Here is a 25,391-nt window from a genome sequence, read left to right as displayed (position 1 = left end):
CTGCCATGTAGCGACAACCTCTTATTTTAAGACCATTTTTATCACCCTGATTTTCAAACATTGTACTAGGAATTTTTATGCGTAATGACAATCGTGAGCTTGACCAACTTCGCTCTATCAGCTTTGAGCGCCATTATACTAAGCATGCCGAAGGGTCAGTGTTAGTGAGCTTTGGCGATACCAAAGTACTATGTACTGCTAGTGTCGAGTCAGGTGTGCCACGCTGGTTGAAAGGCAAAGGTAAAGGCTGGATTACCGCTGAATATGGTATGTTGCCACGTGCGACCAATACCCGTAATCAACGTGAAGCGGCACGCGGCAAGCAATCAGGTCGTACCCAAGAGATTCAGCGTTTAATCGGTCGTAGCCTACGTGCGATGATTGACTTGAGCAAGTTGGGTGAAAACACCATTTATCTTGACTGTGATGTACTGCAAGCTGATGGTGGTACTCGTACCGCTAGCGTAACTGGTGCAGCGATTGCCCTTATTGACGCATTAGAGACCGTTCAAAAAGCCAAAAAACTAAAAGTAGATCCATTGATTGGCTTAGTTGCTGCTGTGTCTGTCGGTATGAAAGATGGTGAAGCGTATCTAGATTTGAATTATGAAGAAGACTCTAGCTGCGATACCGATTTGAACGTCGTTATGACTCAAAAAGGCGAGTTTATCGAGCTGCAAGGTACTGCGGAAGAGAAACCATTCACTCGCGCTCAAGCTGATGACATGCTGATTCTTGCCGAAAAAGGTATTGCCGAATTGATTAAAATGCAGCAAACCGCTTTAGGCTGGTAGTCTGCTTTTGATCTATTATAAACGGTGCTAATTTTTTAACACTACGACGAGCTCTGACAGATACTTGGCTTTTAATAGTCCGCTATCTGTTGCCAACTAGATATCTCGCAACAGGTAATGATGCATGCTTAAGCTGACCGACGATGGCGCCAAAATCACCTTACAAGGTCAGTCTCAAACGACTGATAACGGTATGTTTTGGTTTGGCTCTGCCTTGTTGGTCGGGGCAGTTGCAGTCGCCTTTGCAATGAGTGTGCTACCTGAGCGCTTGGCTATCGGTGCGTTAGCGTTGCTAATTATTGGCAGTTTTATTTTTAATCGACAACGCCAAAAACACAAAAAAGCCATGGTTGGCGCTATCAGTAGCGGTATACTGTGGGTGCGTGCTGGTGAGATGGTGCATGACAATCAAGGTAAGCGCGAGCATATCCATTTGATCGATAGTGACAAGATAACACTGATTGGCGAGCAGTTACAGATTGTCGATAGCAGTGACACACGTAAGTACAATATCAGTGGTTTTGAAAGTATCCAAGAAGCAACTGCTGCTAAAGCTATCTTACAAGGCCAAGCGTTGTCCAAGCGCCATGTTAATATTAAGATGAGTGATAATTAAAAACTATCTCTTTCTACTTGTCCAAATCAAACCTTTCTAAAAGCATATATATTACCTGCCTAGCTTTTAGTGCTATTTTGATTTACCCCTTCTAAATTAGCGTTGTAACGCGACCATCAATCTATAATTTAATACCTTCTGTCATCTATTCAAAATGAATAGTGCTTGCAGACTCACTTCTAAATAGTTTATAAGTAGGGTTGGAAATTCATCCACTACTATTTTTATGCTGTCATTTATATTTTATTGACAAGGAGTCAGTCATGTCGCGTTTGCCTATGTCTATGTCGTCGTCGGTTACAGCGTCGTGCAGTCTTTTATTATTGACCTTTGGTTTGGTTGGCCCAGCTCACGCAGATAGTATGAGCACACTGATCGCTCAAAAATCTACTCAATCAACGAGTAATACTTCTTATCGCTATCCAGATGTATCTCGTCAAACGCCTACAGTACTACCTGCATTTTTATCTGGTGATTATGACAATATCGATAGTGAGTATTTACCGCTATTGAGTAGTGCGGAGACCCAAAGTAGTCTGGCCGCACGTGAGGTTGTCAGTACTGCACGCAAGATGGCCCTAAACGAGCGCACTATCATTCAAGGTGGCTGCTGGGACTATCTGAATGCGGTATTCAAACGGGCAGGAGTGACGCGCGATACCATTCACAAAGGCACTTATGGTCAAGGCCCTTATGCCAATAGTGGCGAGATTGAGGTTGGAGATTGGCTCTATTATATCAATCATGGTTACAATGGTGTCGAGCACAGTGGACTGTTTGTGGGCTGGGTCGATGAGCGTGCCAAGCAAGCGCTAATATTAAGTTATGCGGGAGAAAACCGCCGTGAGCCAGCTCGTTACCGTGTTTATGACTTGAGTAATGTTTATCAAATCATGCGCCCTAGTGTTTAATATTTAACGTTTGATACCAACTTCAGAAATAGGGTCAGCGGTTTCAGAGTTGTTCAAGCTACTAGAGATAATAGGTCAAAAAAAGCGTCCGTCACTGATAAAGCGGCGGACGCTTTTGGTTTGCGGGTATCAATTATTCTGCTAGTGTTGGCGCTAATTTTAGAAAGGTTTTACCACAACTAAGATGACGATAAATATCAACGCAAACACTGGTATTTCATTAAACCAGCGCCAAAATTTATGGGATTTATAGTGTGGATTATCAATCAGTTTTTTGCGATACAAGCCGCATGCACCATGATAGCCGGATAGTAATACCACTAGCAAGAGCTTAACGTGCAGCCAACCTTGAGTTTTATACACGTCCCAACCTAGACCTAACATCCACAGACCAAAGACCCATGTCGCTATCATCGATGGCGTCATAATGCCACGATACAGCTTACGCTCCATAATGGTAAAGCGTTCTTGGCTGATAGTGTCATCACTCATCGCATGATAGACAAACAGGCGCGGCAAGTAGAAAATTGCAGCAAACCAGCAAACCATAGAAATAATATGTGCCGCTTTAATCCAGTTAAAATAATCTGCCATTACTTAATCTCTTGTTATCAGCCATTTGAAATGAGGACACACCCTAGGCTTATTTTCATACGCTTTCTATAAGGGCTAATTGATGACACAGCACAAACGCAAGTGCAATGCAGATTATTAATAAACAGTCGCTGCACACCGCCAAACTAGTCAGCCAATACGACTTGTGTTTGATGACCATTCATAGCGTCTAATACAGGCAATACTTTAGGTGCTCTTGGTGCAGCAAACTGCTTTGTTAGGCCAAGCTCACGCATGAGTCTGTCATCGCCTGATTGACTGGCGTTCCCAGTTGTCAGCAGTTTATCACCATAAAAGAACGAATTGGCACCCGCCATAAAGGCCAAGGCTTGCTCGGAGTCAGAGAGGCTTTCGCGGCCAGCAGATAGACGCACATAGCTGGTCGGGCAGCAAATACGCGCCACGGCAATAGTACGAATCCACTCAAGCACAGACAGCTGACCTTCGGCAAGCACTTTGTCACCGATAGGGGTGCCGGCGATAGGCACGAGCAAGTTGACTGGGATCGATTCTGGCGCTTTTGGCATTTTTAGCAGTTCATGTACCCAATCGATACGGTCATCACGGCTTTCGCCCATACCAACGATATTACCGCTACAGACATTGATGCCTGAGTTGCGCACATTGTCTATCGTATTTAATCGCTCGTCATAGCTGCGCGTGCTGACGACTTGTTCATAATAGCTGCGTGAGGTATCTAGATTATGATTATAGTAGTCTAATCCGGCATCCGCCAACTGCGTTGCTTGATTGGTATCTAACATACCAAGCGTCATACAGGTCTCAAGCCCCAATGCCTTGACTTCTTTAACTAGCTCAACCACGTAAGGCATGTCTTTTGCACTTGGATGTTTCCATGCCGCACCCATGCAGAAGCGTGACGAGCCACTGTTTTTGGCACGTTTAGCAGCGGCAATGACTTTGTCCACTTCTATGCGTTTTTCTGCTTGTAGTTTGGTGGTATCGCGATGATGACCTGATTGTGAGCAGTAGCCGCAATCTTCAGGGCAGTTACCTGTTTTGATAGATAACAAGGTACTGATTTGTACTTCATTGGCAGTAAAGTTCGCCCGATGTATCGTTTGTGCTTGCAACAACAAATCCATCAAAGGCAAATCAAACAGTGCGGCGATTTCTTCGCGGCTATGCTTATGTGGCGTTGGTTGGTTGGCATCGGTGGCTAAACTGGCCAAAAAATCATCGCTACTGTTTTGATGATTGAGTGTCTCAGTGTGGCTATCGGCATTGGGTTCTGAGATGTTAAGTAATCCTGCCATGAGATAAATCCTTTTATAACGGTATTGGGTACATCTAAATGTTTTTGTGTTTTTAAAATAATAAAAAAGGCTGCGATATAGTATACCGTAACCTTTTTAGAAAATCAGAGTGCTGCTAAATAGTATTTATATTGAATACAATAAAGTAGGTCAATAGTAACTATTTGCTGATCAGTTTGCCATTTAACGTTCTAATTATTTGTATCTGGTTATTTGCCCAGTTTGTGCTTGGCAACACCAATCCAATGGTTTGCAAAGTTTTGTGCTTTATAAGCGTAAGGCTTTGCTTTGTCCAGATAAGGTTTGCACTCTTCTGGCACCGCTGGAACGATATGCTTGGCAAGCTTATTAAACCACATCATGAGGCTATAGTCGCCCTCGATGCTTAAGTTTCCTTCTTGAACCGCTGTCATAAAGGCTGGAAGATTACCTTTGGTCAATAGCTTAACACCAGTCATAGAGTCTTTAAAGTTGATAGTCAGGTCTGCTGCTTTTGCATGACCACTATACTGGTTGAAGCTCCCATTATCAAAGACAAAATAACGAGCGATATCCGCTTCAGTGCTGGCAAGCTCAATCGTGACATTACGATCAGCGAATAGCTTTTGGACAGCTTCATCGTCGCTATCGGCTAGCATAGATAAACGGTAACCGATCACAGCCAATAACACGTCTAAAGGATCAGACTTAATATCTAGAACAGGAATAGTAAACATAATCGAACTCCTAAAAATGAGACGCAAAATAATGCGTACTTTATAACAATTTTTGCGACAAATATATAATTACATTATAAACGATGGGTAGGTTGTTATTCTTTAGGAGTTACGTAGAGAGCGTTAAGTATCTTGTAACATTCGATGACGTCAGTATGATTGATACAGGATTGACTACATTAGTGAAAGCGCGGTTTATAGTCATCATCGTAGACAGGCGTATGTTCGATATAACGTGCAGCCTCTAACTCACGCTGTAGCTGAACCGATTGACTGACGTCCTCGTAACGAAGCGCTCGATACAAGACCCAAGCCGCTAGAGGCAACCAGCTGATGCCCATGGCGATGATATAGCTGTGCCAATCTGATAATTCTGACAGCATCAGTCGACTTGATAGTATGCTGTGAATGACTTCTACGCCTAGCCAATATGCCATACCGCCAAATAGATATAATAGCAGCCAGCGCTGTGACGAGAAGGCGAGCGCCGCTATTATCACTGCCAATAAACCGTAACCAAGTAAAGCAGCATTGCTCCATGCCGCTATGTCGATAAAAGAAAGTATAGTTAGTAACATCATTCATCTCGCTATTCATAAGGTGAATTCCAATAAGACCATTATGAAAGTTTGCGAGGCAAAGCTAAAGAGGGTACAGGCGAGTTTGCGACAACCGATGACGTTTGGTTTTTTAGCGTATTTCGATGATTTTCTATTGCAGATTTTGAGAGTAAGCGCCGTAAGGATCGGCGCTTATTTTGAGAGGGAAATAAGAGGTTTGCTAATCAATAGCAACTAAACATTGCTATTAATGATGGTTATTACGCTTGCCCCACCACGATAAAAGCGATACCAACACAGCACCTAATAACATCAACCCCAGTGTGCTGAGCCAATGAGGACCAGTAGGGTAGTGCCATGGCATGACGTTGTTTATTGCTTCGTTATCTAAGGTGTTCAAGATATCTACTTTCCACGGCCATATCTTCATCAAAGAGCCAGCGATAAAGCCGGTGAGCAAGGCTAGCGTTGCTTGATAGTAGCGAGCCAATAGCCATTTCAGTGCGTGGGTGAACAGTAAAAGTCCAGTGACCATACCAGCCATAAGCGTGAAAATAACCGTAAAGTTAAGGGTATGCACGGCTTCTAATACCGTGTCATAAGCACCCAATAATAATAGGATAAAGGAGCCTGATATACCCGGCAATATCATGGCGCAAATCGCGATTGCCCCTGCAAAAAATAGATAAGGCAAGCTTGGCGTGGTGGTGAGTAATGGCAAACTACTGATAACCATGGCACTGACGAGACCGACGCCAAATAAGACAATACGTCCTATGTTCCAACGCTTAATTTCAGTTAATAATATAAATATGGTTGCAACGACCAACCCAAAAAAGAATGACCAAATCAGCAGTGGTTGATTGTCTAGCAAGTACTTAATCATGCCAGCCAAAGTAGCAAAGCTGGTAGCGATACCTAATAACAGGAATAATAAAAATGTCGCATCGACCTGTCGCCACACCGCAAGCAAACCTTTGATACCACCTTCCTTTCGGAATATCTGCCAGAGTTTGGGGCCAATACTGCCAAGTGCATTAATCAATCGCTCATAAATACCAGCAATCAGCGCAATAGTACCACCAGAGACGCCAGGTACGATATCGGCTGCACCCATGGCCATTCCTTTGATATAGACGCCTAACAGCTGTTTTGGGTTGTCAGTAGTAGTAACACTGATATCTAATGGTTGCGGTGCTGACGACTCGCTTGGTTTGGGTGATTGGGGTGCCGTCATGGACAGTCCTTGATTGATTTAAAATGAGCGTGGAAAGTGAGTGGTAATGGTTAGATTAAAGTTTAGTTAGAATGAAATCATGCTCAGGCAGCAATGTTAACAGTAGTTCTATCAAAGTAGCAGCATCGCTAGATTTTTTCATCAATAAAACATAGAAGCTAGAAGTATAAAAGCCAGATCAATGACAAAGACATTAACCTAGCTTTTTACAGTGTTTCTAGTTTTTAGACATTATTTGGTAGGGACAAGCGCTGGATAGCCAAGTGCATAAAGCGAGCCTTCAAGACCAGTCACGTTAACCGCCGCATCAGCCCGTGCTTGGACGATAGGTTTTGCGTGATAGGCAACCCCTAGATCAGCGATGGCCATCATTGGCAAGTCATTAGCACCGTCACCAATACAGACCACTTGTGACATATCGATGCCTAAACGCTCTGCCGTGTGTTCGACGATGGCGGCTTTTTTGGCACCATTGACGATAGGTAATTGCACGTGGCCCGTCACCATGCCTTCGTCAATATCTAAAAAGTTGGCATGAACTTCGTCAATACCCAACTGCTCTGCGATATAGCGAGCAAAATAGGTAAATCCGCCTGATACCAATACGGTGTGATAACCCAATGCTTTGAGCGCACTGATCGTGGTGCGTGCGCCTACCGATAAGGTTAAGCGGCTACAAATATCATCCAGTACGTCAATTGGAATGTCTTTTAATAGTGCCACACGTTTGGCAAAAGATTCGTCAAAATCGATCTCACCGCGCATCGCCGATTCAGTGATGGCGGCAACTTCTTCACCGATACCTGCTGTTTTGGCCAGCTCAACGATGACTTCTTGCTCGATTAAGGTGGAGTCCATATCGAAGCAGGCAAGCTTGTGGGTACGTAGCATATGACCAACAGATAAGATATGGCAATCAACGACATTCAAATTATCCGTACTGTCAGCACTGCTCGTACTCTTATACGCTTCAGCCAAATCATGACGCAAGCGTCTGGTCAGCTGCTCATCGATGATATGAGCGGCAGCGGTTTTTTTGGCGGGATGCATGAGTGTATCGGTGACTGGTACCAGTAGATAGCGAAATACTTGTGCCTGTGTAAAAGGAAGGCGCTGTGCATTTCCGTCTGTTGGTTCTGTATCAGAGACAGTGATATTCACAAAACTTGCATCAGTATCTTCAGCGACAGTGACCAAATGCCAGTTCGGCTGCTCATCGACCCATGACTGCACATATTGATGAATATCAAGGGTTGATACTTTGGTCGGTAGTACCACAATTAGCGCAAAAACAGGTAGGGACTGTAGCGCGTCAAAATCCTGTAGATCAGTACCATCAGGTAGGAGCGAGGCAATAGAGTCAACGGCTTGTTGCCATGCTTTGCTGTCTTTTGGTAACGAATAAGATGTATTGTTTGGCATGGCTTAATTGTCCCTTGTATGCTCGTATAAGATTGGGAATAATAGCAGCTTTCCTCGGCAGCGCCTATAGATGACATGCAAAGTATCACGGTTAACTAAAAAGGGCTGTACCAGACAGAAAAGCGTTTGAAATTGAATGTTATTATTATGACAAATTTATAAAGCTGCTAACGCTATAAGGTTTATTATGGTGATATAGTAGATAGGATAAGCGAGTTGCATTTATGATAATGTGTTTAGTCATAAAAAGTCTAATGTTCGGTCGTTTATCCTATAGTCCTTCCACTATAAAAGTATGACAGCGTTAACCTCGATTGAAGTATCACATATACATCTACACTCGGTTGCCTCGTACTTCTTTTAAATTGAATCGACTATAAGTGATGGTTTACCCAGATATACGTTATAAAGACACGCGTTACAAAAAGATGCCTGCATTACCGTTTTTTAAAATAGCCAAAAAATGAGCAATAGCCTTGTTTTTTAATTTCTTTTATCCAAAAAAGTTTAACATATCATGACGTATTTAGCGCCGCGGCAAGGGTTGTTTGCCATTATTCTTCTGGTTAGTTTTTGTTTGCAGACTCTATTGTTGGTTATCAGCACCGATCAACAGTTGAGCAACAGTCGTGCGTTAAAAGGCGAGCAGATGGTTGCTCAGCTGATTGATGAGGCAAGGTTGTCTTTAGAAAATAAAGACCGTGTCAGTCTAAGCGTGATTGCCAATCGCTATACCAGCGAGCAAGACGTGACGAAGATCTTGATTACAGACAATAACGACGATATCTTGGTGCCAGTCGGCAATGCGCCTATGCAGCAAGGTGATACGATTCGTCAAATTGCTACCAACGGCGATGCTGTGATTGGTAGTGTGGCACTGACATTAAAGGACATTAGCAAAGGTGAAATTATCGCCATGCAGTGGCCATTTGTTATCGGTACTATGCTGCTGCATTTATTGCTTTGGTTAATTTACGGTTATCTTGCCCGTCCTACCAAAGAGCAAATCAATGCCCTCAGTCGTGATATCCAAGATTTGCACCGTGAGCAGTATATGCAAATCGATCAGCGTAGCCGTAACCACGAGCGCCGCTCAGCTGACCGTCAAACAAACGATCTCCAAGAAAATGACTCTCAAACAATGGGCAGCTTGGATGAAGACGGCGCAGAGCATAAACCAGCTGACCTTCGTAAGTTTGATGTAAATAGTGAAGTAAACCAGTATTTAAGAACACAACAAAATCAAAGTGCGGCGAGCGATACCGCTCATTCTAGTACGACTATTGATGGTGCGGCAGATGACCAAGTAGAAAATCTAGCAGCGGAAAGCACGCAAGATGAAATGAGCGGCAGTAGTACTCAGAGATCTAGCAGCGCCTCGCGACTGTCTGCCACACGAGCATTTGACAGCGTAAGAGTACAGATTGTATTCCATGACGAGTTTAATATGCTTGAGCGTCTTGCTCCTGCCCAGCGCTTGCCTTATTTGGCATTATGCACTCAGCTATTGAACCAAGCAGCGACTGAGCTACTCAAGCAGCCATTGTTGCTAGGCGTCAGCATGATAAATGAGCCTAAGTTCGATGACAGCGGTGCGAGTGTGCTATTAAAAGCTGATAATAGCCATGCCAAAGTGGCGTTAGCAGGCGTGATGCTTGGTAAGTTATATTTAATGCTTAATAAGATTATCCATGACAAGCATATTGAGCTGTCGCGCTTTGCATTACCTGCCAAAGCGGGCGTCAGTGATGATGCACAAAGTGATGCGATGACGCAATTACTGCACAGCGTCGGCAAAAAAGAGCAGATGCTGATCTTGTTACCGAATGCTGGACTCAAGCAAATCAGCCACCATGTACAAGTACAGAGTATCATGCGTCCAACCACCGTTTATGAGCGTGAATGTGCCGTATTCGATGGTGGGAATGATTCAATGATTCAACGCTTGGCTGATGTCCGAAATTCGGTACTGATGATTGAAAATGAAGACGAATCACATACTTAATAGTATCTGTGTAATGATGTTTCATTAGCGGCAATTGTTTTTGTTTTTATGTACACAATTGTCTGTTATATTGCCTACATCATTATCTTGGTATTATAGGCGAAATAGGCCATAGTGATAAAAAGCATTGACAACGTTCAGTAGAGACTTTATAAGGCATATATATATTAATGTATTCTTAATACCTTTGCCAAAAATGATAGGAGTTTGTCATGAGTGACGCTGATATTGACAACGATTTTGATGATGATTTCATCGATGATGATGATGCAAAGATGGTGGAAGAGGCTGAGACGAGTGTACGTACGCGCTTAAGCAGTCTTGAAAAACGTCGTCTAATCGATAATTTGTTAGAAGAAAAACGGTTGGCTAAAGAGCTAAAAGACGATTTAGATGACATCGATAACTTCGATGAAGATGGCGATGACTGGGATGATGACGACTTTTAAATTTTAGAATAAAGGTCTCACACAATATAAGAAAATTCAGTCATTTAAGCCGACTAAAGCCACGTAATAATGGCTTATTACCTAATGGTATTAGGTTGATGATATCTTATTTATCACTTTTCTATGGTTGCCAGCAGCCTATTCTATGCAGTAATTCTGACTTTATAATGGTTGTTTGAATGTTTATTCGAATGACCTTTATCCTCAAATTATCACTGATTTTGCACGTAACTGAACGTTTATTGCGCATTTATTAAGACTGTCGCAATCCACCTTTCAAGGACAATTACACCATGAGTAACCAATTAAGTTTTGACGAATTACTAGACTATATGGACAATCAAGAGAGCCAGTTCGTGCTCGACAGTGTCGCTGCGCATGGTTTTTTGACGGCGACAGTAATCGGTCGTCCATTGCCTAACTGGATGGATGCATTGTTTGAAGGCCACACTAGTGAGATTCCAGAAAACGTGATCGATGGCATCACACGCTGGCGTGATTCGATCATCGCTGAGTTAAAAAACGAGACGCCTATCGAGCTACCGTTTAATGAAGACGCTGGTGATGAAGAAGTGGCCGTCGACTTTTCAGATGACTCAGATATCGTTGCTTGGTCAATCGGCTTTGTCGATGCGATGTATGGTGATGAAGCCAGTGATTGGTTTGAAGATGAAGAAACCGCAGAAGACGTAGCGGTTTTAACCTTGCCAATGATTGTATTGAGCGGTATCGATGACGAAGATCCAGAGCTTGCTGAGATGCGTAAAGATGAAGATAAGCTGGCGCAAATGGCCAATAGCATTGAAGGCAATTTGACTGAGCTGTTTTTGTTGTTTCATACCAACGATTAATATTTTCGTACTTAATAAGCAGTACTATCAATAGCGCTGCTTATTATATTTCATGCAGTTTTACACCTCTTTAACTCACTGATAAGGTCGTAACATGACTGTACAGCTTTCCAATCTTGAGCACTTGCCTAACTATCAAATCACCGAGCGTCTCGATGTGGTGTACGGCAGTACGGTACGCTCAAAGCACGTCGGTAAAGATTTGTTTGCTGGACTAAAAAACATCGTCGGTGGTGAGCTGACGGCTTATACCGAGCTGCTAGAAGAGTCGCGCCAAGAAGCGATAGACCGCATGATTGTCAAGGCAGAGTCTTTGGGTGCTGATGCAGTTGTCGGTTTGCGTTTTTCGACTTCTAGCATCGCGCAGGGAGCCTCTGAGCTATTTGTTTATGGTACTGCTGTCAAAGCAATACCGATGCCGCAGCAATCATCTCAAAACCCGCCAAGCGATTCTCATTATCAAACGGGTCAATCGCATCACTCAGGTCAACACCCAAGCACGCAAACCCCACCATCAGAACCTACTGATGAGTTGCCACGTTTCAATCCTTTTGGTTAGATAACCGAATCTTAAAGCATTGATGCTTTTGTATGATAAGAGACGTGCCATGAACAACTCCCTTACCCAATTTCTCATAAACTATGCACCGTTTGTTTTATTGTTCGCGGCTGGTTGGTTTTTTGGCACGCGTCACGAGCGTCAGCATTTGGCGCAGTTGAGCATCGACGAGCAAGCACTGAGTCATATCATTGTGTCAAGCGAACGCTTTTATCGTCCCACTATCGCGGCTAATAGTCAGGGTGAGCTGGTACTAGGTAGTGTGGTGATTGGTCAAGATTACTTCAAAATGATTATCGCCCGTGTCTTAAGTATCTTTGGTAAAAACCTGACCACCTACGAGACGTTATTAGATCGCGCCCGCCGTGAGGCTATCGTACGGATGCGTACTGAGGCCAATGCCAAAGGTTGTAATCATATTTATGGTCTACGCCTTGAGGTGACTAATGTCAATCAACTAGGAAGCATGGTAGAAGCCATCGCCTATGGTACGGCAGTTATCAGTACTGACCGTCACTAAAGTCCTGCCAATCTAAGATATATCAATCTTATCTTCTTTTTTATCCCCAAAATAAGCACTTGTCTTAGTTATCCTTGCGTTGCTATCACTGTCTAACAAGAAATTATAGAGGGTCGACTATATTATGCTTGAACTTTTCTTCTGGGGCTTCCTGCTACTTTTACAGATTATTTTTGGGCTACTGATGTTTTATGGTGTCTTTAAAGTGATGCTCTGGTCTAGTCGTACAAAGCTTTCAAAACGTACTTCAAGTTCATCTTCTGGAGATGACATCAACAACAGTAACAGTAATCATAGCGGGTATAGCAGCAATGATTCTTGTGGTGACAGCGGTGGCGATGGCGGCGGGTGTGATTGATTCCTTTCTAAGCGGCCAATCTATTCGTGTTAAGCTTAACAATATAGATAATGGTATACCCTAAAATTTCCTGTACTTTTATATGGTGGATATCCTACGTTTGAATACTGACTGGTGAGTAGTTGAATAAAATAGATAAAGCTGCCTTTACAACGATATACTTTATGATACCGCTCTATTACGATTACTGAATATATGTGAAAGATGGCATGGAATGCTGTCAAGTAGTGTTGTCATACAAAACATTGATGACGTCGATGGCTTTTACCCAAAATATCAGCAGGATTGGCTGATTAAGCATCACAAAGTTGTCATAAAACTGCCTATGTAAAGGCTCTATCTACAAGGATGTAGTTATGGAAGGTGTGGAGTTAGTCACGTTTGTAAATTCAAAAGTCATTCCTATTGGTATCTTTTTGATCATGATGGGGATGGGTCTGTCCTTAGTTACCAATGACTTTAAAAGAGTCGTCAAATACCCCAAAGCAGTCGCAATAGGCCTAACCAATCAGCTGATCTTCTTACCATTGGTTGGTTTTGCCTTGGCAACCTCGATGTCTCTAGAACCTGAATATGCCGTTGGGGTTATGTTGCTGGTGCTTTGTCCTGGCGGCACCACCTCAAACCTATTCACTTATTTGGCCAAAGGTGACGTCGCACTGTCGGTTACTATGACCGCTATTGCAAGCGTCATTACCGTGTTTACCATTCCTATCGTCCTCAGTTTTTCGCTTGTGTACTTCATGGGCGCGGGTAGTGAGTTTCAGTTGCCAGTGGTCAAAACCATGGTCAGCTTGATTGCTCTGACTATCTTACCTGTGAGCGTTGGTATGTTGATCAAACGCTATGCGCCCACGGTTGCAGATAAGACACAGGTTATGGTTTCTCGTTTTGGCGTGATATTCCTCAGCTTCTTGGTGCTATTCCTAAGCTATGTGCAAAAAGACATCATCGTAGAAGCCTTGATAGCCACTGGCCCTGTATCATTGATATTGAACGTGTCAACGATGGCGCTTGGTTATTACACCAGTAAATGGTTTGGTCTGAATCCAGCACAAAGAAGATCGATTACCATGGAAGTCGGCCTACAGAACAGTACGCTTTCTATGTTTATGGCATTGACACTATTGGCCAATTACAAAATGTCGCTGACCCCAGCTATTTATACGCTAATCATGTTCTTAACCGCAGGTATTATGGTGAGAGTATTCAGCGCGCAACACAATAAGGCGAAGCAAACTGAGATAGACAGTAGTGTGCTGGCAGCACGCAGACTTTAATCTTAAGACTATAAATTACTCAAACGTCTTTTAATTAACTGAACCCCATAACCAGCTTGATCTTTCAAAGCTGGTTATGGGGTTTTTGCATGCATAGTTGATATATCTCATTTCCTGTAGAGTATTAAATGATGAGATATAAAGTAGGGCAGGATTGAGGATAGTGTTTAACGATGACGGACATCTACTCTTGCTTTAGCATCAGCAGTTTGCTCTTTTACTTTTTCAATTTCAAACAAGAAAGTACGGTTCTTCAGTACTGCGACAAACACCACGCCACCGACCGTATTACCCACCAACACCACTGCTAAAAATACTAAATAGCGCCATAGGCTGACGGTATTGCCGTACAGTAAGGCTGAGAACACCTCGATATTGCCTACGATACTGTGGTGTAAGCCTAAAAATCCGATACTGCCCGTAATGATGGTGACTAAGACAATGCGGCTCAGTGTATCGCGTGCTGAGGTCACTAGCCATGCGGTCACGCCCATCATCCAACCTGCCAGTACGGCGCTACCAAATATCACCCACCACTCAAACCCTAAGATATGCTCGGCATAGACATCGATGGCATGGTCTGTAAACAGATGCATATGCAGCCCTAAGCCAACCATCAATGCGGCAAATAGACAGCCGCCAACGATATTACCCGCAATCACAATGCCCCATAGACGCAGCAATTTGTGCAGCGGTTCAATTTTATTCAAGACTGGCAAGCTTAAGAGCGAAGTCTGCTCTGTGAATAATAAAGACTGACCAATGACAACGATAATAAAGCCGATCGGATACAGTAGGGATGACAGCACCATGGCATAGTGACTTGGTATTACCTCATTTAGAAGCGCAAACGCCGATAAAATCATAAAGAAGCTAATACCAATCTCAAGCCCAGCGGTAAAGGCACTGGTGAATAGCGAGCCAAGCGAGCGCTCAAACGTTTCTTTGGCGTCCATGACTTGTTCGACTAAGATACTGGCATAGCTTTTTGCGTGACTCAAATTATCGTCATTGGCGACTTTTTTGATGGTTTCTTTGTCTTCGTCACTGATTTCTTCTGGCAGATCATTATCTTTTAGGTCTTCAGTGACTTTTGTCTCATTGGTGTTGTCATTAACGTTGTCATTAGCATCGTCATCAACGTTGTCATTAGAACTACTTTCTTGTTGGCCTTCTTTATCACTGTCATCAGCCAAATGCTCATCATCTGTAAATGAGGCTTGCGGGTCTTTTTGTTGATTAGTATGACTATCAATATCTTGGGGCACGGTAAGCTCACTGGTTAAAAGATAATAGTTTTGCTATATAGGATATGTCTAACGTAGAGATAGAAGCTATATTCTATCGCATGATGATCGCTGATTATGTTTAGCATTGAGCTGATTGCTGTTGTTAATTGATTAATAATTTGCTCAAAAACTGCCTTCAGGCTTTATAAATTGCCTTACCATCTAACAAAATCTGCCTATCTGCGTTAAAATCACTCTATTCATGATTTTCCTAATTTTTATATTCGCTTTAATTCAATTAACTTTGATCACATTCAATCAATAAAAGATAATGCCATTATGAGTAACCACAACCTAACCGCTTCTATCCAAGCGGCCTTAAGCCAACTTGAAAACGCCTATAATCCTGCGGAAGTCGAAGCAGGCATGTATCAGGGCTGGGAAGAAAGCGGCTATTTTCAGCCGACTTTTGACAAAGACGAGTCATTTTCTATCGCGCTGCCGCCACCGAACGTCACTGGTTCGCTACATATGGGTCATGGTTTTAACAATGCAATCATGGATGCGCTCACCCGTTACCACCGCATGGATGGTGACAATACGCTGTGGCAACCAGGTACGGATCATGCGGGTATCGCGACTCAAATGGTCGTTGAGCGTCGCCTAGAAGCACAAGGTATCAAGCGCCGTGATATGACACGTGAAGACTTCATTGATAAAGTGTGGGAGTGGAAAGAAGAATCGGGCGGTAATATCACTAGCCAGATTCGCCGTTTGGGCAGCTCGGTTGATTGGTCGCGTGAGCGCTTTACCATGGATGATGGTCTATCTAACGCGGTAAAAGAAGTGTTCGTACGTCTATTCGACGATGGCCTTATCTATCGTGGTAAGCGTTTGGTCAACTGGGATCCTAAGTTCCAAACTGCGCTATCTGATCTAGAAGTAGAAAACCACGATGAGAAAGGCAGCTTGTGGCATTTCCGCTATCATTTCACGGATAAAGATTTAACGACCCAAGATGGTAAAAACTATCTGGTCGTCGCCACCACGCGTCCTGAGACATTGCTTGGTGATACGGCTGTTGCAGTCAATCCTAGCGATGAGCGTTATGCACACTTAGTTGGCAAAACCATTACCTTGCCAATTACGGGTCGCGTCGTGCCTATCGTCGCTGATGATTATGTCGAAAAAGACTTCGGTACGGGTTGTGTCAAAATAACGCCAGCGCATGATTTTAACGATTATGAATTGGGTCGTCGTCATAGCTTGCCATTGATTAACATCCTTGATGAGCGCGCCAATATCTTAGCATCGATGGAAGTCTATCCTGATCTGCAAACACGTGAGCCAGAGTTAGAGACCACGCCTAGCGAGTACGCAGGACTTGAGCGTTTTGCCGCTCGTAAGTTCCTTGTGGCGCAAGCAGGCGAGCAGGGCTGGCTAGAAGATATCGAAGACTATGCACTAAAAGCCCCACGTGCTGAGCGTGGCGGTACGATTGTTGAGCCGTGGTTGACCGATCAGTGGTATGTCGCTGTCAAAGAGCTGGCCAAGCCTGCGATTGACGCGGTAGAAGACGGCAGCATCGAGTTCGTCCCTGCGCAGTACAAAAACATGTATATGTCGTGGATGACCGATCTACAAGACTGGTGTATCAGCCGTCAGTTGTGGTGGGGTCATCGTATCCCTGCATGGTATGACGATGCAACGGGTGAAATCTATGTCGCTCGTGACGAAGCGGAAGTGCGTAGCAAGTACAATCTCAGCGATGATATCGTATTGCGCCAAGATAATGACGTGCTCGATACGTGGTTTAGCTCAGGTCTATGGACGTTCAGTACACTTGATTGGGCAGACGTCAACGCTGATTCACGCGTGATGGAAACCTTTCACCCAACCAGCGTGTTGGTGACAGGTTTTGACATTATCTTCTTTTGGGTGGCCCGCATGATCATGATGACCATGCACTTCGTGAAAAACGAAGACGGCACGCCGCAAGTACCATTTAAGACCGTTTATGTGCATGGTCTGGTACGTGATGGCAATGGTCAAAAAATGTCAAAATCGAAAGGTAACGTTTTAGATCCGATTGACCTAATCGACGGTATTGAGCTAGAAGCGCTGGTAGAAAAACGCACTAGCAATATGATGAATCCAAAAGACGCGGCCAAAATCGAAAAGCAAACGCGTAAAGAGTTCCCAGAAGGCATCCCAGCCTTTGGTACGGATGCACTGCGCTTTACCTTCACATCCTTAGCCAGTACCGGTCGCGATATCAACTTTGATCTAAAGCGTGTCGAAGGCTATCGTAACTTCTGTAATAAAATCTGGAACGCCAGCCGTTTTGTACTCATGAACTGTGTCGATAGCGAAGGTGCTGCCAAGCCTATCGACCAAGCCGCGAATCCTGATGTATGGGAATTACCAGAAAAATGGATCATGAGTCGTCTGAACTCTACCGTTGCCGATATCCATCAGCATTTCGCCCAGTATCGTCTCGATATGGTCAGCCAAGATATCTATGAGTTTATCTGGAACGAGTACTGTGATTGGTACGTTGAGCTTGCCAAAGCCAGTCTAAATGATGACTCGGTATCTGACGAGCGTAAAGCGCAAATCCGCTATGTGCTACTGCACGTGCTAGAGACGGCGCTACGCTTTAGCCATCCAATCATGCCGTATCTGACCGAGCAAATCTGGCAGACGGTCGCACCGCTACTAGGTCGTAAAAACACTGACAGCATCGTAGTCGCTGACTATCCAAAAACCGATGATGCACAAATCAGTGAGCAAGTTGAGGCGGATATGGCGTGGCTACAGGAGCTAATCGCTAGCGTCCGTAACATCCGTGGTGAGATGAAACTGGGCAATGCAGTACGTCTACCAGTGCTACTACAAAACGTCTCTGCCGACGAAGAAGCGCGTCTCTCACGTATCAAAAACCAGTTTAAAGCGCTTGCCAAAGTCGAGAGCCTAGAGATTGTCAAAGAAGGTGATGAAGTGCCACTATCATCATCAAGCATGGTCGGTCAGCTACGGGTACTCGTGCCGATGAAAGGTCTGATTGATCCAACGGCTGAGCTAGCACGTTTGGGTAAGTCATATGATAAGTTGAAAGGTCAATCTGAAGGTATCGCTCGTAAGCTTGGTAATGAAGGTTTTGTCAGTAAAGCACCTGTAGAAGTGGTCGATGCTGAAAAGGCGAAACTGGCTGAGCTAGAAGGGCAGTTGACCGCGATGACGGCGCAGATGGAAGAGTTAAAGAACCTGTAATTGCTATGATAATAGCTATATGAATAAAAAACGCCATCACAACTGTGATGGCGTTTTTTATTGTCAGGATGACGGTCAGTAAAATGCCTATATATAGTCAAAGAAATCTAAAACAGCTACAAGGCAGCCGACCGCAGATTGTAAATAGAGTACCTCTAGGGAGGGGAGCACCGTAGCGGTTTAGTAGTTCGCTGACTATACGTCGTCCAAACGTACACTGTTAAAGAGTAGTAATACGTTAGTAGCCAAATAGGAATGACTCCTCAGCGTTAAGGGGTGTATATTGCATGCTGTTTTTTTTATTTTTGATTTCACTTTACCCATTTGATTTATTTGAAACATTATTTTGAGGGATGTTATGTTAGCTGCTTATCGAGATGATACGTTTTTTCTTAATCGAGCGTTACCTGTACTGGTTGCTTTAGCGGCTATTTATGGGTTGTTGTCGCTGCTGTCTATTCCGATCAATGCGGTGGTGTTGGCCATTGTACTCATGGTTGTATTTTGTCTTATTAAGATTCCTGTTGCAGTCTCTTTAGTCTCAGCGGCTTTGTTAGGCGGTCTGCATGCGCAAATGGCGTTTCCAGATATCTTGCAAGTATTGAATGACAATTTACTCAGTGGTGCGCAGGTAGGCATGACTTATATCATGGTCGGTGCATTTGCCGTTGCACTGTCGAGGAGTGGTGTTCTAGATTGGGTGGCGCAGAAAATGGCTCGTAGCCTAAATCGTGAAGGTGCTCATGTACGCAAACAGGTCAAATGGATGCTGTTCATACTGTTCATTGTCGCCTCATTACTCTCACAAAACTTGATTCCAGTACATATTGCTTTTATTCCAGTGCTTATCCCGCCATTACTTGGTTTGATGAATCGTCTGCAAATTGACCGTCGTGCCATCGCTTGTATTCTGGCTTGTGGTATCAGTGCGTCTTATCTGTTATTACCGTTTGGCTTTGGTGCGATTTATCTCAATGAAATTTTATTAGAAAATTTTAATACGGTGGGTGCGGCATCTGGGTTTGTTGCCACAGCGAGTATGGCACCTAAAGCGATGTTTTTTCCAGTGATGGGTATTTTGGCTGGTATGCTGGTCGCTGTATTTATCACGTATCGTAAGCCACGCGCTTATATCGAATCACAAAAACAAGAAATATCAGCATCTACCGATCAAGAAAAAATAGAAATAGGGTTACAGCCTTTGCTATTTACCGCATTGGCCGTGATAGTGGTATTGCTATTCCAAATGTATTTTGATTCTTTGTTTATTGGCGCAATGATAGGCTTTATGATTCTTGGCTTCTCTGGTATTTATCGCTGGCGGGCTCAGGATGATGTCTTTACTCAAGGCGTTCGATTAATGGCTGAAATCGCTGTGATTATTACTATAGCCTCCAGTTTCGGTGCGGTATTAACAGCCACAGGTGACATCGATCCATTAGTGGCTTCTGCTACTCAGATTTTAGGTGATAATAAGCTGTTCGGTGCTGCAATGATGCTAATCGTGGGTTTGTTTATCACGATTGGTTTTGGTGATTCGTTTGCCTCTGTACCGATTTTGGCGCCGATTTATATTCCATTATGCGTGGCGCTTGGTTTTTCTCCATTAGCGACACTGGCTATGCTTGGTGCGTCTGCGGCATTGGGTGATGCTGGTTCGCCTGCGTCTACACTCACGCTTGGTGCGACTGCTGGTTTGAATGCTGATGGACAGCATGATCATATTAAAGACAGTGTGATTCCGACTTTCTTCCATGCCAATATCGGTATGCTGCTATTTACTTTGGTCGCTGTGGTATGGCTGTTGGGTTAAACTGGCTGAATGTGGAGAGTGGTTGGTGGCGATTACGGCGCAGATAGGGCAGTTAAAGGCTTTGTAACTAAAGCGTAAATATCTATAGTAATGAAAGACGCTGTCACATTTGTGATGGCGTTTTTTTTATTGGCTTCTGCTAAATAATGAATATTTGTGTGCTTTCTTTATCTGTCATATTGTATAGTGTACTTTCGTTTTCTGAGATGAATTGAACGATAACACTATAAGGTAAAAAAGATTTTTATTGGTTTATAGTGAAACCTATAGTTATATCTTAGTAAAATTGATTACAAAAACTTGAAATTATACATGGATACATTTAGGGATTAATAATGAACTTAGGAATATACGAAGACTCAGAACTTGTAATCGGTTTGGTTGGAGCAGTAGGAACTGACTTAGAGAATATTACTAGGATTATTTCAGCTAGATTGGCTGCCTACAGGTATACAGTTGATAATTTGAGAATATCAAAAGAGTGCATTATTCCTTTATGTGAAGAGTTGGATATAAAAAGTACACTAGCCCCAAATGCTACTTTCTTTAACAAGGTTAATAGCTTGATGGATTGTGGGAATGAAATACGACAGAAAACTGGATGTAATGAGATTCTTGCGCTAGCGTGTGCAGGAGTTATACGTACTAGTAGGGGTACAGGAGAAGGTGCAGTTGCAAAACCAGAGTCTAGAAAGGCTTATATTATAAATTCTCTTAAAAACCCAGACGAAGTAGATACTTTAAGAAAAATATATTCAAAAAGTTTCTTATTGATTGGAGTGCATTGTAATAAAAATAAGAGAAAAAGCTATCTTATGGACAATCACCTCTTGGAAGAAGAGGAAGCTAATGAGCTAATTGATAGAGATATAAATGAAAATAATAAATTTGGTGAACATACACAAGATACCTTTCATTTATCTGATTTTTATATTGACTATGGAACTAACTCCGAAAAGCTTGAAAAAGATATTTGGCGAATTTTAGATTTAATTTTTGGAAAACCTTTTTTAACTCCAACTCCTGACGAGTTTGCAATGTTTATGGCCTTTTCAGCATCTTTAAGATCTGCTGATTTATCAAGACAGGTAGGAGCAGTTGTAGCTAGAGGAGAAGATATCATATCGACTGGTGCAAATGATGTTCCTAAATTTGGAGGTGGGCTATATTGGCCTTCTATCAAATATAGTGAAAAATATGAAATTTCTGATGCTCCTGAAGGTCGTGATTATATGCGTGGAGAAGATTCAAATCATGCACAAAAACAAGAGATTATAGAAGAGATATTAAGTGTTATAGAAGACGAAGAAGATAGAGATAAATTTAGAGAAATTCTTATAAAAAGTCCAATAAAAGATATAACTGAATATGGTAGGATAGTACATGCAGAGATGGAAGCATTGATGAGTTGTACGAGGAACAATCAATGCACTAAAAATGCTACCTTATATTGTACAACTTTTCCATGTCATAACTGCGCAAAGCATATTATTGCAGCTGGGATAACTAGAGTAGTTTACATCGAGCCCTATCCTAAAAGCAAAGCCTTAGAATTCCACAACGACTCTATTACTGAGAATAAATTAGACTCTAATGCAAAAGTATTCTTTGAACCTTTTGTAGGAGTTGGCCCTAGAAGTTTTTATAATTTATTTTCAATGAACTTAGGTTCAGGAGAACCTGTTAAAAGGAAGCTAAAAGGTAAGACGATTAAGTGGAAGCCACAATCTGCTAACTTACGTATGCAAATTTTACCGAACTCGTATCTTGAATTAGAAGAAGTAGCTGCAAAAGAAGTTATAAACGTGATCGATAGTCTAGAAGAATAAGGGTTTTATTATGAATACATCAACAGTTAAATCATCATTTTATGAAAATTTAAAAAGAGTTAGTTCCAAAGTTGATGAATGGCCAGAGTGGAAGAGACATTCATTAAGATCTTCTGTGAACGATACTGAAAAAGGTGAATATCCTACTCAAATTAAAGGATTGTTAAGTAAGGCTGGATCCTAATCAGCCTTAGTAGTTTAATATTAAAACAATTATTTAAACTATTCAAAACAACAAAAAACCGCCACGGCAAACACTATGGCGGTTTTTTGTTGTTCAAAATATCTTAACTTCCATAGCGACCAAAACGACTGATATTGTTCATCGCTTAAGGTCACGATATCGATCTCGGCTAGCATCTTGCGTAACGCTTGCCACTTACTCGCATTGGGGATTAATTTATTCAGTGTATTGTCAGTAATTAAGCTATTATCTTTAAAGGAATAACACGCTAACGTAAGGAATAACATGAACCATCTCACCGTCGGACAACGCTCGCCTTTAAGCAATCTTGCTATTGACGACACCGTACCCATCACGCTCAAATTCACTCGCCAAAGCCCAATAGAGATGGACATCAGCTGCTTTGCCTTAGATGTAGCAGGCAAACTGATCAATGATGATTACATGGTGTTTTATAATCAGCCAACCTCACCATGCGGACAAATCAAGCTCACCCATTACGAGTCGCAGCCAACGGCGAGTAAAGGTATCCAAGCCGAGTTTGAAGTGAATTTATCCAAACTGGCTACCAATATAGACAGCTTGTTTTTTGTGTTATCAGCCGATACTTCGCTGAATCAAATTCAGTCATTAGAAATTGACATTTGGCAGCAATCGCAAAAGGCACAGGCAGAGTATCAAGCAGCAAACTTTGCCCAGCAGCAAGCCAGTATGCTGATGCAGCTGTATCGTAAGAGTGGCGTTTGGCGAGTATCCAACGTCGCGCAAGGCTTTAATGGTGGACTTGCCGCCATCGTGCAGCATTTCGGTGGTGATGTAGAAGAGAGTAGTCCACAAGCAGCAGAGACGACCGCCACGCCAATGCAAGCAAAACCATCGCTAGAAAAAGTCATGCTAGACAAAGCACCAAAACTGGTCAATCTGGCCAAAAAAGCCACCATATCGCTTGAGAAACGCCAATTGCAGCAATTAACCGCAAAGGTAGCACTGGTGTTAGACGCCTCAGGCTCAATGAACAGACAGTACAAAAAAGGCCGCGTGCAAGAAGTGGTCAACCGTATATTACCATTGGCAGTGAGCTTCGATGACGACCAAGCGTTAGACTGCTGGGCGTTTGCCCGAGATCCGCAATATTTGGGCGAGATTGGGCTGAGCAACTATGATGGTTTCATTGACAATGCTCATGGCGGCTGGCGCAAATGGGCACTTGGCCCGCGCATCAACAATGAAGCAGAGGTCATGAAAGCCGTCACTGAGTTTTATCAAAAAGACGGCTTAGATGTACCTGTCTACGTGCTATTTATCAGTGATGGCGGGGTGAACGACAATCGCGGTATCACGAGAGTCATGACGGAAGCGGCGAAATTGCCGATATTTTGGCAGTTTGTGGGCTTGGGTGGTCGTGGTTATGGCATCCTCAAAAAACTAGACGATATGGAAGGACGTGTGATTGATAATTGTGACTTTTTTGAACTCGATGACTTGGATGATATCAGCGAAGAAGCCTTGTATGAAAACATGCTAGAAGAGTTCCCCATGTGGCTAAAAGAAGCGCGCGAGATTGGATTGATAGCAAAGTAAGTAGACATTAGCAGCATTAATTTTTCTTGCGTTGTTTCTGTTGCAGCGGATATACCAACTGCGCCACAAAGCCCTCTGGTATTTTTGTATTGGCCGTCGTACCGTATTTTTTGGGTAAATGGTCTGGCAAATGAGCGGTTTTGAATAGCACATCATAAATGGGTAAAAAGGCGGCAAAGTTTTTGTCCCACGCTTCTTTTTCTGATGAATGATGCCAATGATGAAACTCTGGCGTTGCGAGCACCCAGCGAAAATACGGAAAACGGAAACGTACGTTGGCATGAATAAATATGGCGTGAAAAGAGATAAACACCAGATAAGCATAAGTTGCCGCTGGAGAGAAGCCCATAAACAATAATGGAATATAACCGACAAAACGATTCACAATCAGCTCAAACACATGCACCCGACTTGCCGCTAGCCAGTCCATGTGATGCGAAGAATGATGTACAGCATGTATGCGCCACAGAGACGGGACTTTATGCATACTGCGATGAATCCAGTAACTAAAAAAATCCACCACGATCAAAATCTCTATAAATTGCAGCACTAAAGGCTGACTACTTACCATCTGATGCCATGAAGGATTAAGCCATTGGTTGAATAAAATCTGCGCAGGAATGATAGTAAAAAAACTCAGTAACTGAATACCCAAATGGCTAAACATGAAGTATTTAATATCTGTTACCCAGCCAGATCGCAACAGTTTTTGTTCCTTATATTTGGCATAAAACCGCTCCATAGGAATGAACACCAACGCGGAAATTACCAACGTTAAAATAAAATAGTCCAAGCCTGCATACATACTACGGTCATAGTAATTGGGCTCGATCTGTCCTGATGCGAGCAGCGCTGCAAAGGCATTGAGTAACATACCCGCCATTCCCCACCGCTTAGACGGATTGCGTAGTAGGCTAATAACACCCGACACAAAGCCAATGACAATACTGGCAAACAACATACCTCGTAAAATATTTGCATTATATAAGGGTCTGAAATCTGGCGTGGTTAGCAGATTGGGGAATAAAAAACACAGAGCAGCAAGCGTGGCAAGTATGCCCAAAGACACCGCAATAAAGGCGGACACTTGTCCTGAGCCTTTTTTTATTTCACGGTCTTCAAAGTGCTTTCGGAGTAATTTGCTCATAGTTTTAATCTGTTAATGGCGTTTGAGTTTAATTTAGCATTGTTTAGTACAAATGAGTATATGATTCACTCAACATTATTAGGTAAATAAAGTAGATTTCCATAATCGAGGTAGATATAGTGTGATTCACAACTCACCCTTAGCACCTAAAACAAAAGTACCTAA

The 25,391-nt window shown here is 42.9% G+C and carries 23 protein-coding genes; 15 read left to right on the top strand and 8 right to left on the bottom strand.

Annotation, left to right across the window (positions count from 1 at the left end):
• Positions 1 to 77 precede the first annotated feature (77 nt).
• The 3 genes from rph to AAEY75_RS11515 all read left to right on the top strand — a co-directional run bounded on the left by rph (position 78) and on the right by AAEY75_RS11515 (position 2,321).
• Complete coding sequence (rph, locus tag AAEY75_RS11525) at positions 78 to 794, top strand: ribonuclease PH (protein ID WP_352259651.1); 717 nt, start codon at positions 78 to 80, stop codon at positions 792 to 794.
• Positions 795 to 918: 124 nt separating this feature from the next.
• Positions 919 to 1,410 carry a hypothetical protein gene (locus AAEY75_RS11520; RefSeq protein WP_352259650.1) on the top strand — a complete coding sequence of 164 codons (492 nt, stop codon included), beginning with the start codon at positions 919 to 921 and terminating at the stop codon, positions 1,408 to 1,410.
• A 263-nt stretch (positions 1,411 to 1,673) separates the two neighbouring features.
• Entirely contained in the window at positions 1,674 to 2,321 is a 648-nt protein-coding gene (locus AAEY75_RS11515) for a hypothetical protein (RefSeq protein ID WP_352259649.1), read from the top strand.
• 159 nt (positions 2,322 to 2,480) lie between these two features.
• Here AAEY75_RS11515 and hemJ read toward each other — a convergent pair whose 3' ends face one another.
• The 6 genes from hemJ to serB all read right to left on the bottom strand — a co-directional run bounded on the left by hemJ (position 2,481) and on the right by serB (position 8,148).
• On the bottom strand, positions 2,481 to 2,915 hold the full coding sequence (gene hemJ, locus AAEY75_RS11510) for a protoporphyrinogen oxidase HemJ (protein WP_197218164.1): 435 nt from the start codon (positions 2,913 to 2,915) through the stop codon (positions 2,481 to 2,483).
• A 146-nt stretch (positions 2,916 to 3,061) separates the two neighbouring features.
• Positions 3,062 to 4,213, bottom strand: coding sequence for a biotin synthase BioB (bioB, locus tag AAEY75_RS11505; protein WP_197102224.1), 1,152 nt, complete (start codon positions 4,211 to 4,213; stop codon positions 3,062 to 3,064).
• Positions 4,214 to 4,422: 209 nt separating this feature from the next.
• Positions 4,423 to 4,929 (bottom strand): SCP2 sterol-binding domain-containing protein, encoded by a 507-nt coding sequence (locus tag AAEY75_RS11500; protein WP_110924079.1) that lies wholly within the window; start codon positions 4,927 to 4,929, stop codon positions 4,423 to 4,425.
• Between the two features lie 179 nt (positions 4,930 to 5,108).
• A complete protein-coding gene (gene aciT / locus AAEY75_RS11495; RefSeq protein WP_352259648.1) occupies positions 5,109 to 5,510 on the bottom strand; it encodes an AciT family ciprofloxacin tolerance protein in 402 nt (133 codons plus the stop codon).
• A 226-nt stretch (positions 5,511 to 5,736) separates the two neighbouring features.
• Positions 5,737 to 6,726 (bottom strand): DUF368 domain-containing protein, encoded by a 990-nt coding sequence (locus AAEY75_RS11490; RefSeq protein WP_352259647.1) that lies wholly within the window; start codon positions 6,724 to 6,726, stop codon positions 5,737 to 5,739.
• A 231-nt stretch (positions 6,727 to 6,957) separates the two neighbouring features.
• Complete coding sequence (serB, locus tag AAEY75_RS11485; protein ID WP_352259646.1) at positions 6,958 to 8,148, bottom strand: phosphoserine phosphatase SerB; 1,191 nt, start codon at positions 8,146 to 8,148, stop codon at positions 6,958 to 6,960.
• 517 nt (positions 8,149 to 8,665) lie between these two features.
• Between serB and AAEY75_RS11480 the strand changes: the two genes are divergently transcribed.
• The 7 genes from AAEY75_RS11480 to AAEY75_RS11450 all read left to right on the top strand — a co-directional run bounded on the left by AAEY75_RS11480 (position 8,666) and on the right by AAEY75_RS11450 (position 14,170).
• Positions 8,666 to 10,153: a hypothetical protein gene (locus AAEY75_RS11480; protein ID WP_352259645.1), complete on the top strand. Its 1,488-nt coding sequence runs from the start codon at positions 8,666 to 8,668 to the stop codon at positions 10,151 to 10,153.
• Between the two features lie 212 nt (positions 10,154 to 10,365).
• Positions 10,366 to 10,602, top strand: coding sequence for a PA3496 family putative envelope integrity protein (locus AAEY75_RS11475; RefSeq protein WP_110924075.1), 237 nt, complete (start codon positions 10,366 to 10,368; stop codon positions 10,600 to 10,602).
• Between the two features lie 293 nt (positions 10,603 to 10,895).
• Positions 10,896 to 11,453, top strand: a complete 558-nt coding sequence (locus AAEY75_RS11470; protein ID WP_352259644.1) for a YecA/YgfB family protein — start codon at positions 10,896 to 10,898, stop codon at positions 11,451 to 11,453.
• 94 nt (positions 11,454 to 11,547) lie between these two features.
• Complete coding sequence (locus AAEY75_RS11465) at positions 11,548 to 12,012, top strand: YbjQ family protein (protein ID WP_352259643.1); 465 nt, start codon at positions 11,548 to 11,550, stop codon at positions 12,010 to 12,012.
• A 49-nt stretch (positions 12,013 to 12,061) separates the two neighbouring features.
• Positions 12,062 to 12,532, top strand: a complete 471-nt coding sequence (locus tag AAEY75_RS11460; RefSeq protein ID WP_352259642.1) for a YbjQ family protein — start codon at positions 12,062 to 12,064, stop codon at positions 12,530 to 12,532.
• Between the two features lie 124 nt (positions 12,533 to 12,656).
• Entirely contained in the window at positions 12,657 to 12,890 is a 234-nt protein-coding gene (locus tag AAEY75_RS11455) for a hypothetical protein (RefSeq protein ID WP_352259641.1), read from the top strand.
• Positions 12,891 to 13,246: 356 nt separating this feature from the next.
• Positions 13,247 to 14,170 (top strand): bile acid:sodium symporter family protein, encoded by a 924-nt coding sequence (locus tag AAEY75_RS11450; RefSeq protein ID WP_352259640.1) that lies wholly within the window; start codon positions 13,247 to 13,249, stop codon positions 14,168 to 14,170.
• Positions 14,171 to 14,337: 167 nt separating this feature from the next.
• Here the strand turns inward: AAEY75_RS11450 and AAEY75_RS11445 are convergent, their stop codons facing one another.
• Complete coding sequence (locus AAEY75_RS11445) at positions 14,338 to 15,438, bottom strand: formate/nitrite transporter family protein (RefSeq protein WP_352259639.1); 1,101 nt, start codon at positions 15,436 to 15,438, stop codon at positions 14,338 to 14,340.
• 300 nt (positions 15,439 to 15,738) lie between these two features.
• Between AAEY75_RS11445 and AAEY75_RS11440 the strand changes: the two genes are divergently transcribed.
• The 5 genes from AAEY75_RS11440 to AAEY75_RS11420 all read left to right on the top strand — a co-directional run bounded on the left by AAEY75_RS11440 (position 15,739) and on the right by AAEY75_RS11420 (position 24,079).
• The gene (locus tag AAEY75_RS11440) at positions 15,739 to 18,672 is read left to right on the top strand and encodes a valine--tRNA ligase (protein ID WP_352259638.1); all 2,934 of its coding nucleotides are present in this window, start codon (positions 15,739 to 15,741) and stop codon (positions 18,670 to 18,672) included.
• Between the two features lie 358 nt (positions 18,673 to 19,030).
• On the top strand, positions 19,031 to 20,485 hold the full coding sequence (locus AAEY75_RS11435; RefSeq protein ID WP_352259637.1) for a Na+/H+ antiporter family protein: 1,455 nt from the start codon (positions 19,031 to 19,033) through the stop codon (positions 20,483 to 20,485).
• A 335-nt stretch (positions 20,486 to 20,820) separates the two neighbouring features.
• Entirely contained in the window at positions 20,821 to 22,314 is a 1,494-nt protein-coding gene (locus tag AAEY75_RS11430; protein ID WP_352259636.1) for an anti-phage dCTP deaminase, read from the top strand.
• A 10-nt stretch (positions 22,315 to 22,324) separates the two neighbouring features.
• The gene (locus tag AAEY75_RS11425; RefSeq protein ID WP_352259635.1) at positions 22,325 to 22,498 is read left to right on the top strand and encodes a hypothetical protein; all 174 of its coding nucleotides are present in this window, start codon (positions 22,325 to 22,327) and stop codon (positions 22,496 to 22,498) included.
• A 285-nt stretch (positions 22,499 to 22,783) separates the two neighbouring features.
• On the top strand, positions 22,784 to 24,079 hold the full coding sequence (locus AAEY75_RS11420) for a VWA domain-containing protein (protein WP_352259634.1): 1,296 nt from the start codon (positions 22,784 to 22,786) through the stop codon (positions 24,077 to 24,079).
• Positions 24,080 to 24,095: 16 nt separating this feature from the next.
• Here the strand turns inward: AAEY75_RS11420 and AAEY75_RS11415 are convergent, their stop codons facing one another.
• Positions 24,096 to 25,226 carry a sterol desaturase family protein gene (locus tag AAEY75_RS11415; RefSeq protein ID WP_352259633.1) on the bottom strand — a complete coding sequence of 377 codons (1,131 nt, stop codon included), beginning with the start codon at positions 25,224 to 25,226 and terminating at the stop codon, positions 24,096 to 24,098.
• Between the last annotated feature and the right edge of the window lie 165 nt (positions 25,227 to 25,391).

The sequence above is a fragment of the Psychrobacter sp. TB55-MNA-CIBAN-0194 genome (genome assembly GCF_040309505.1).
Lineage (GTDB): Bacteria > Pseudomonadota > Gammaproteobacteria > Pseudomonadales > Moraxellaceae > Psychrobacter > Psychrobacter fozii.
The sequence above is the reverse complement of the archived record's forward strand: the minus strand, read 5'-3'. Positions and strand labels throughout refer to the sequence as shown.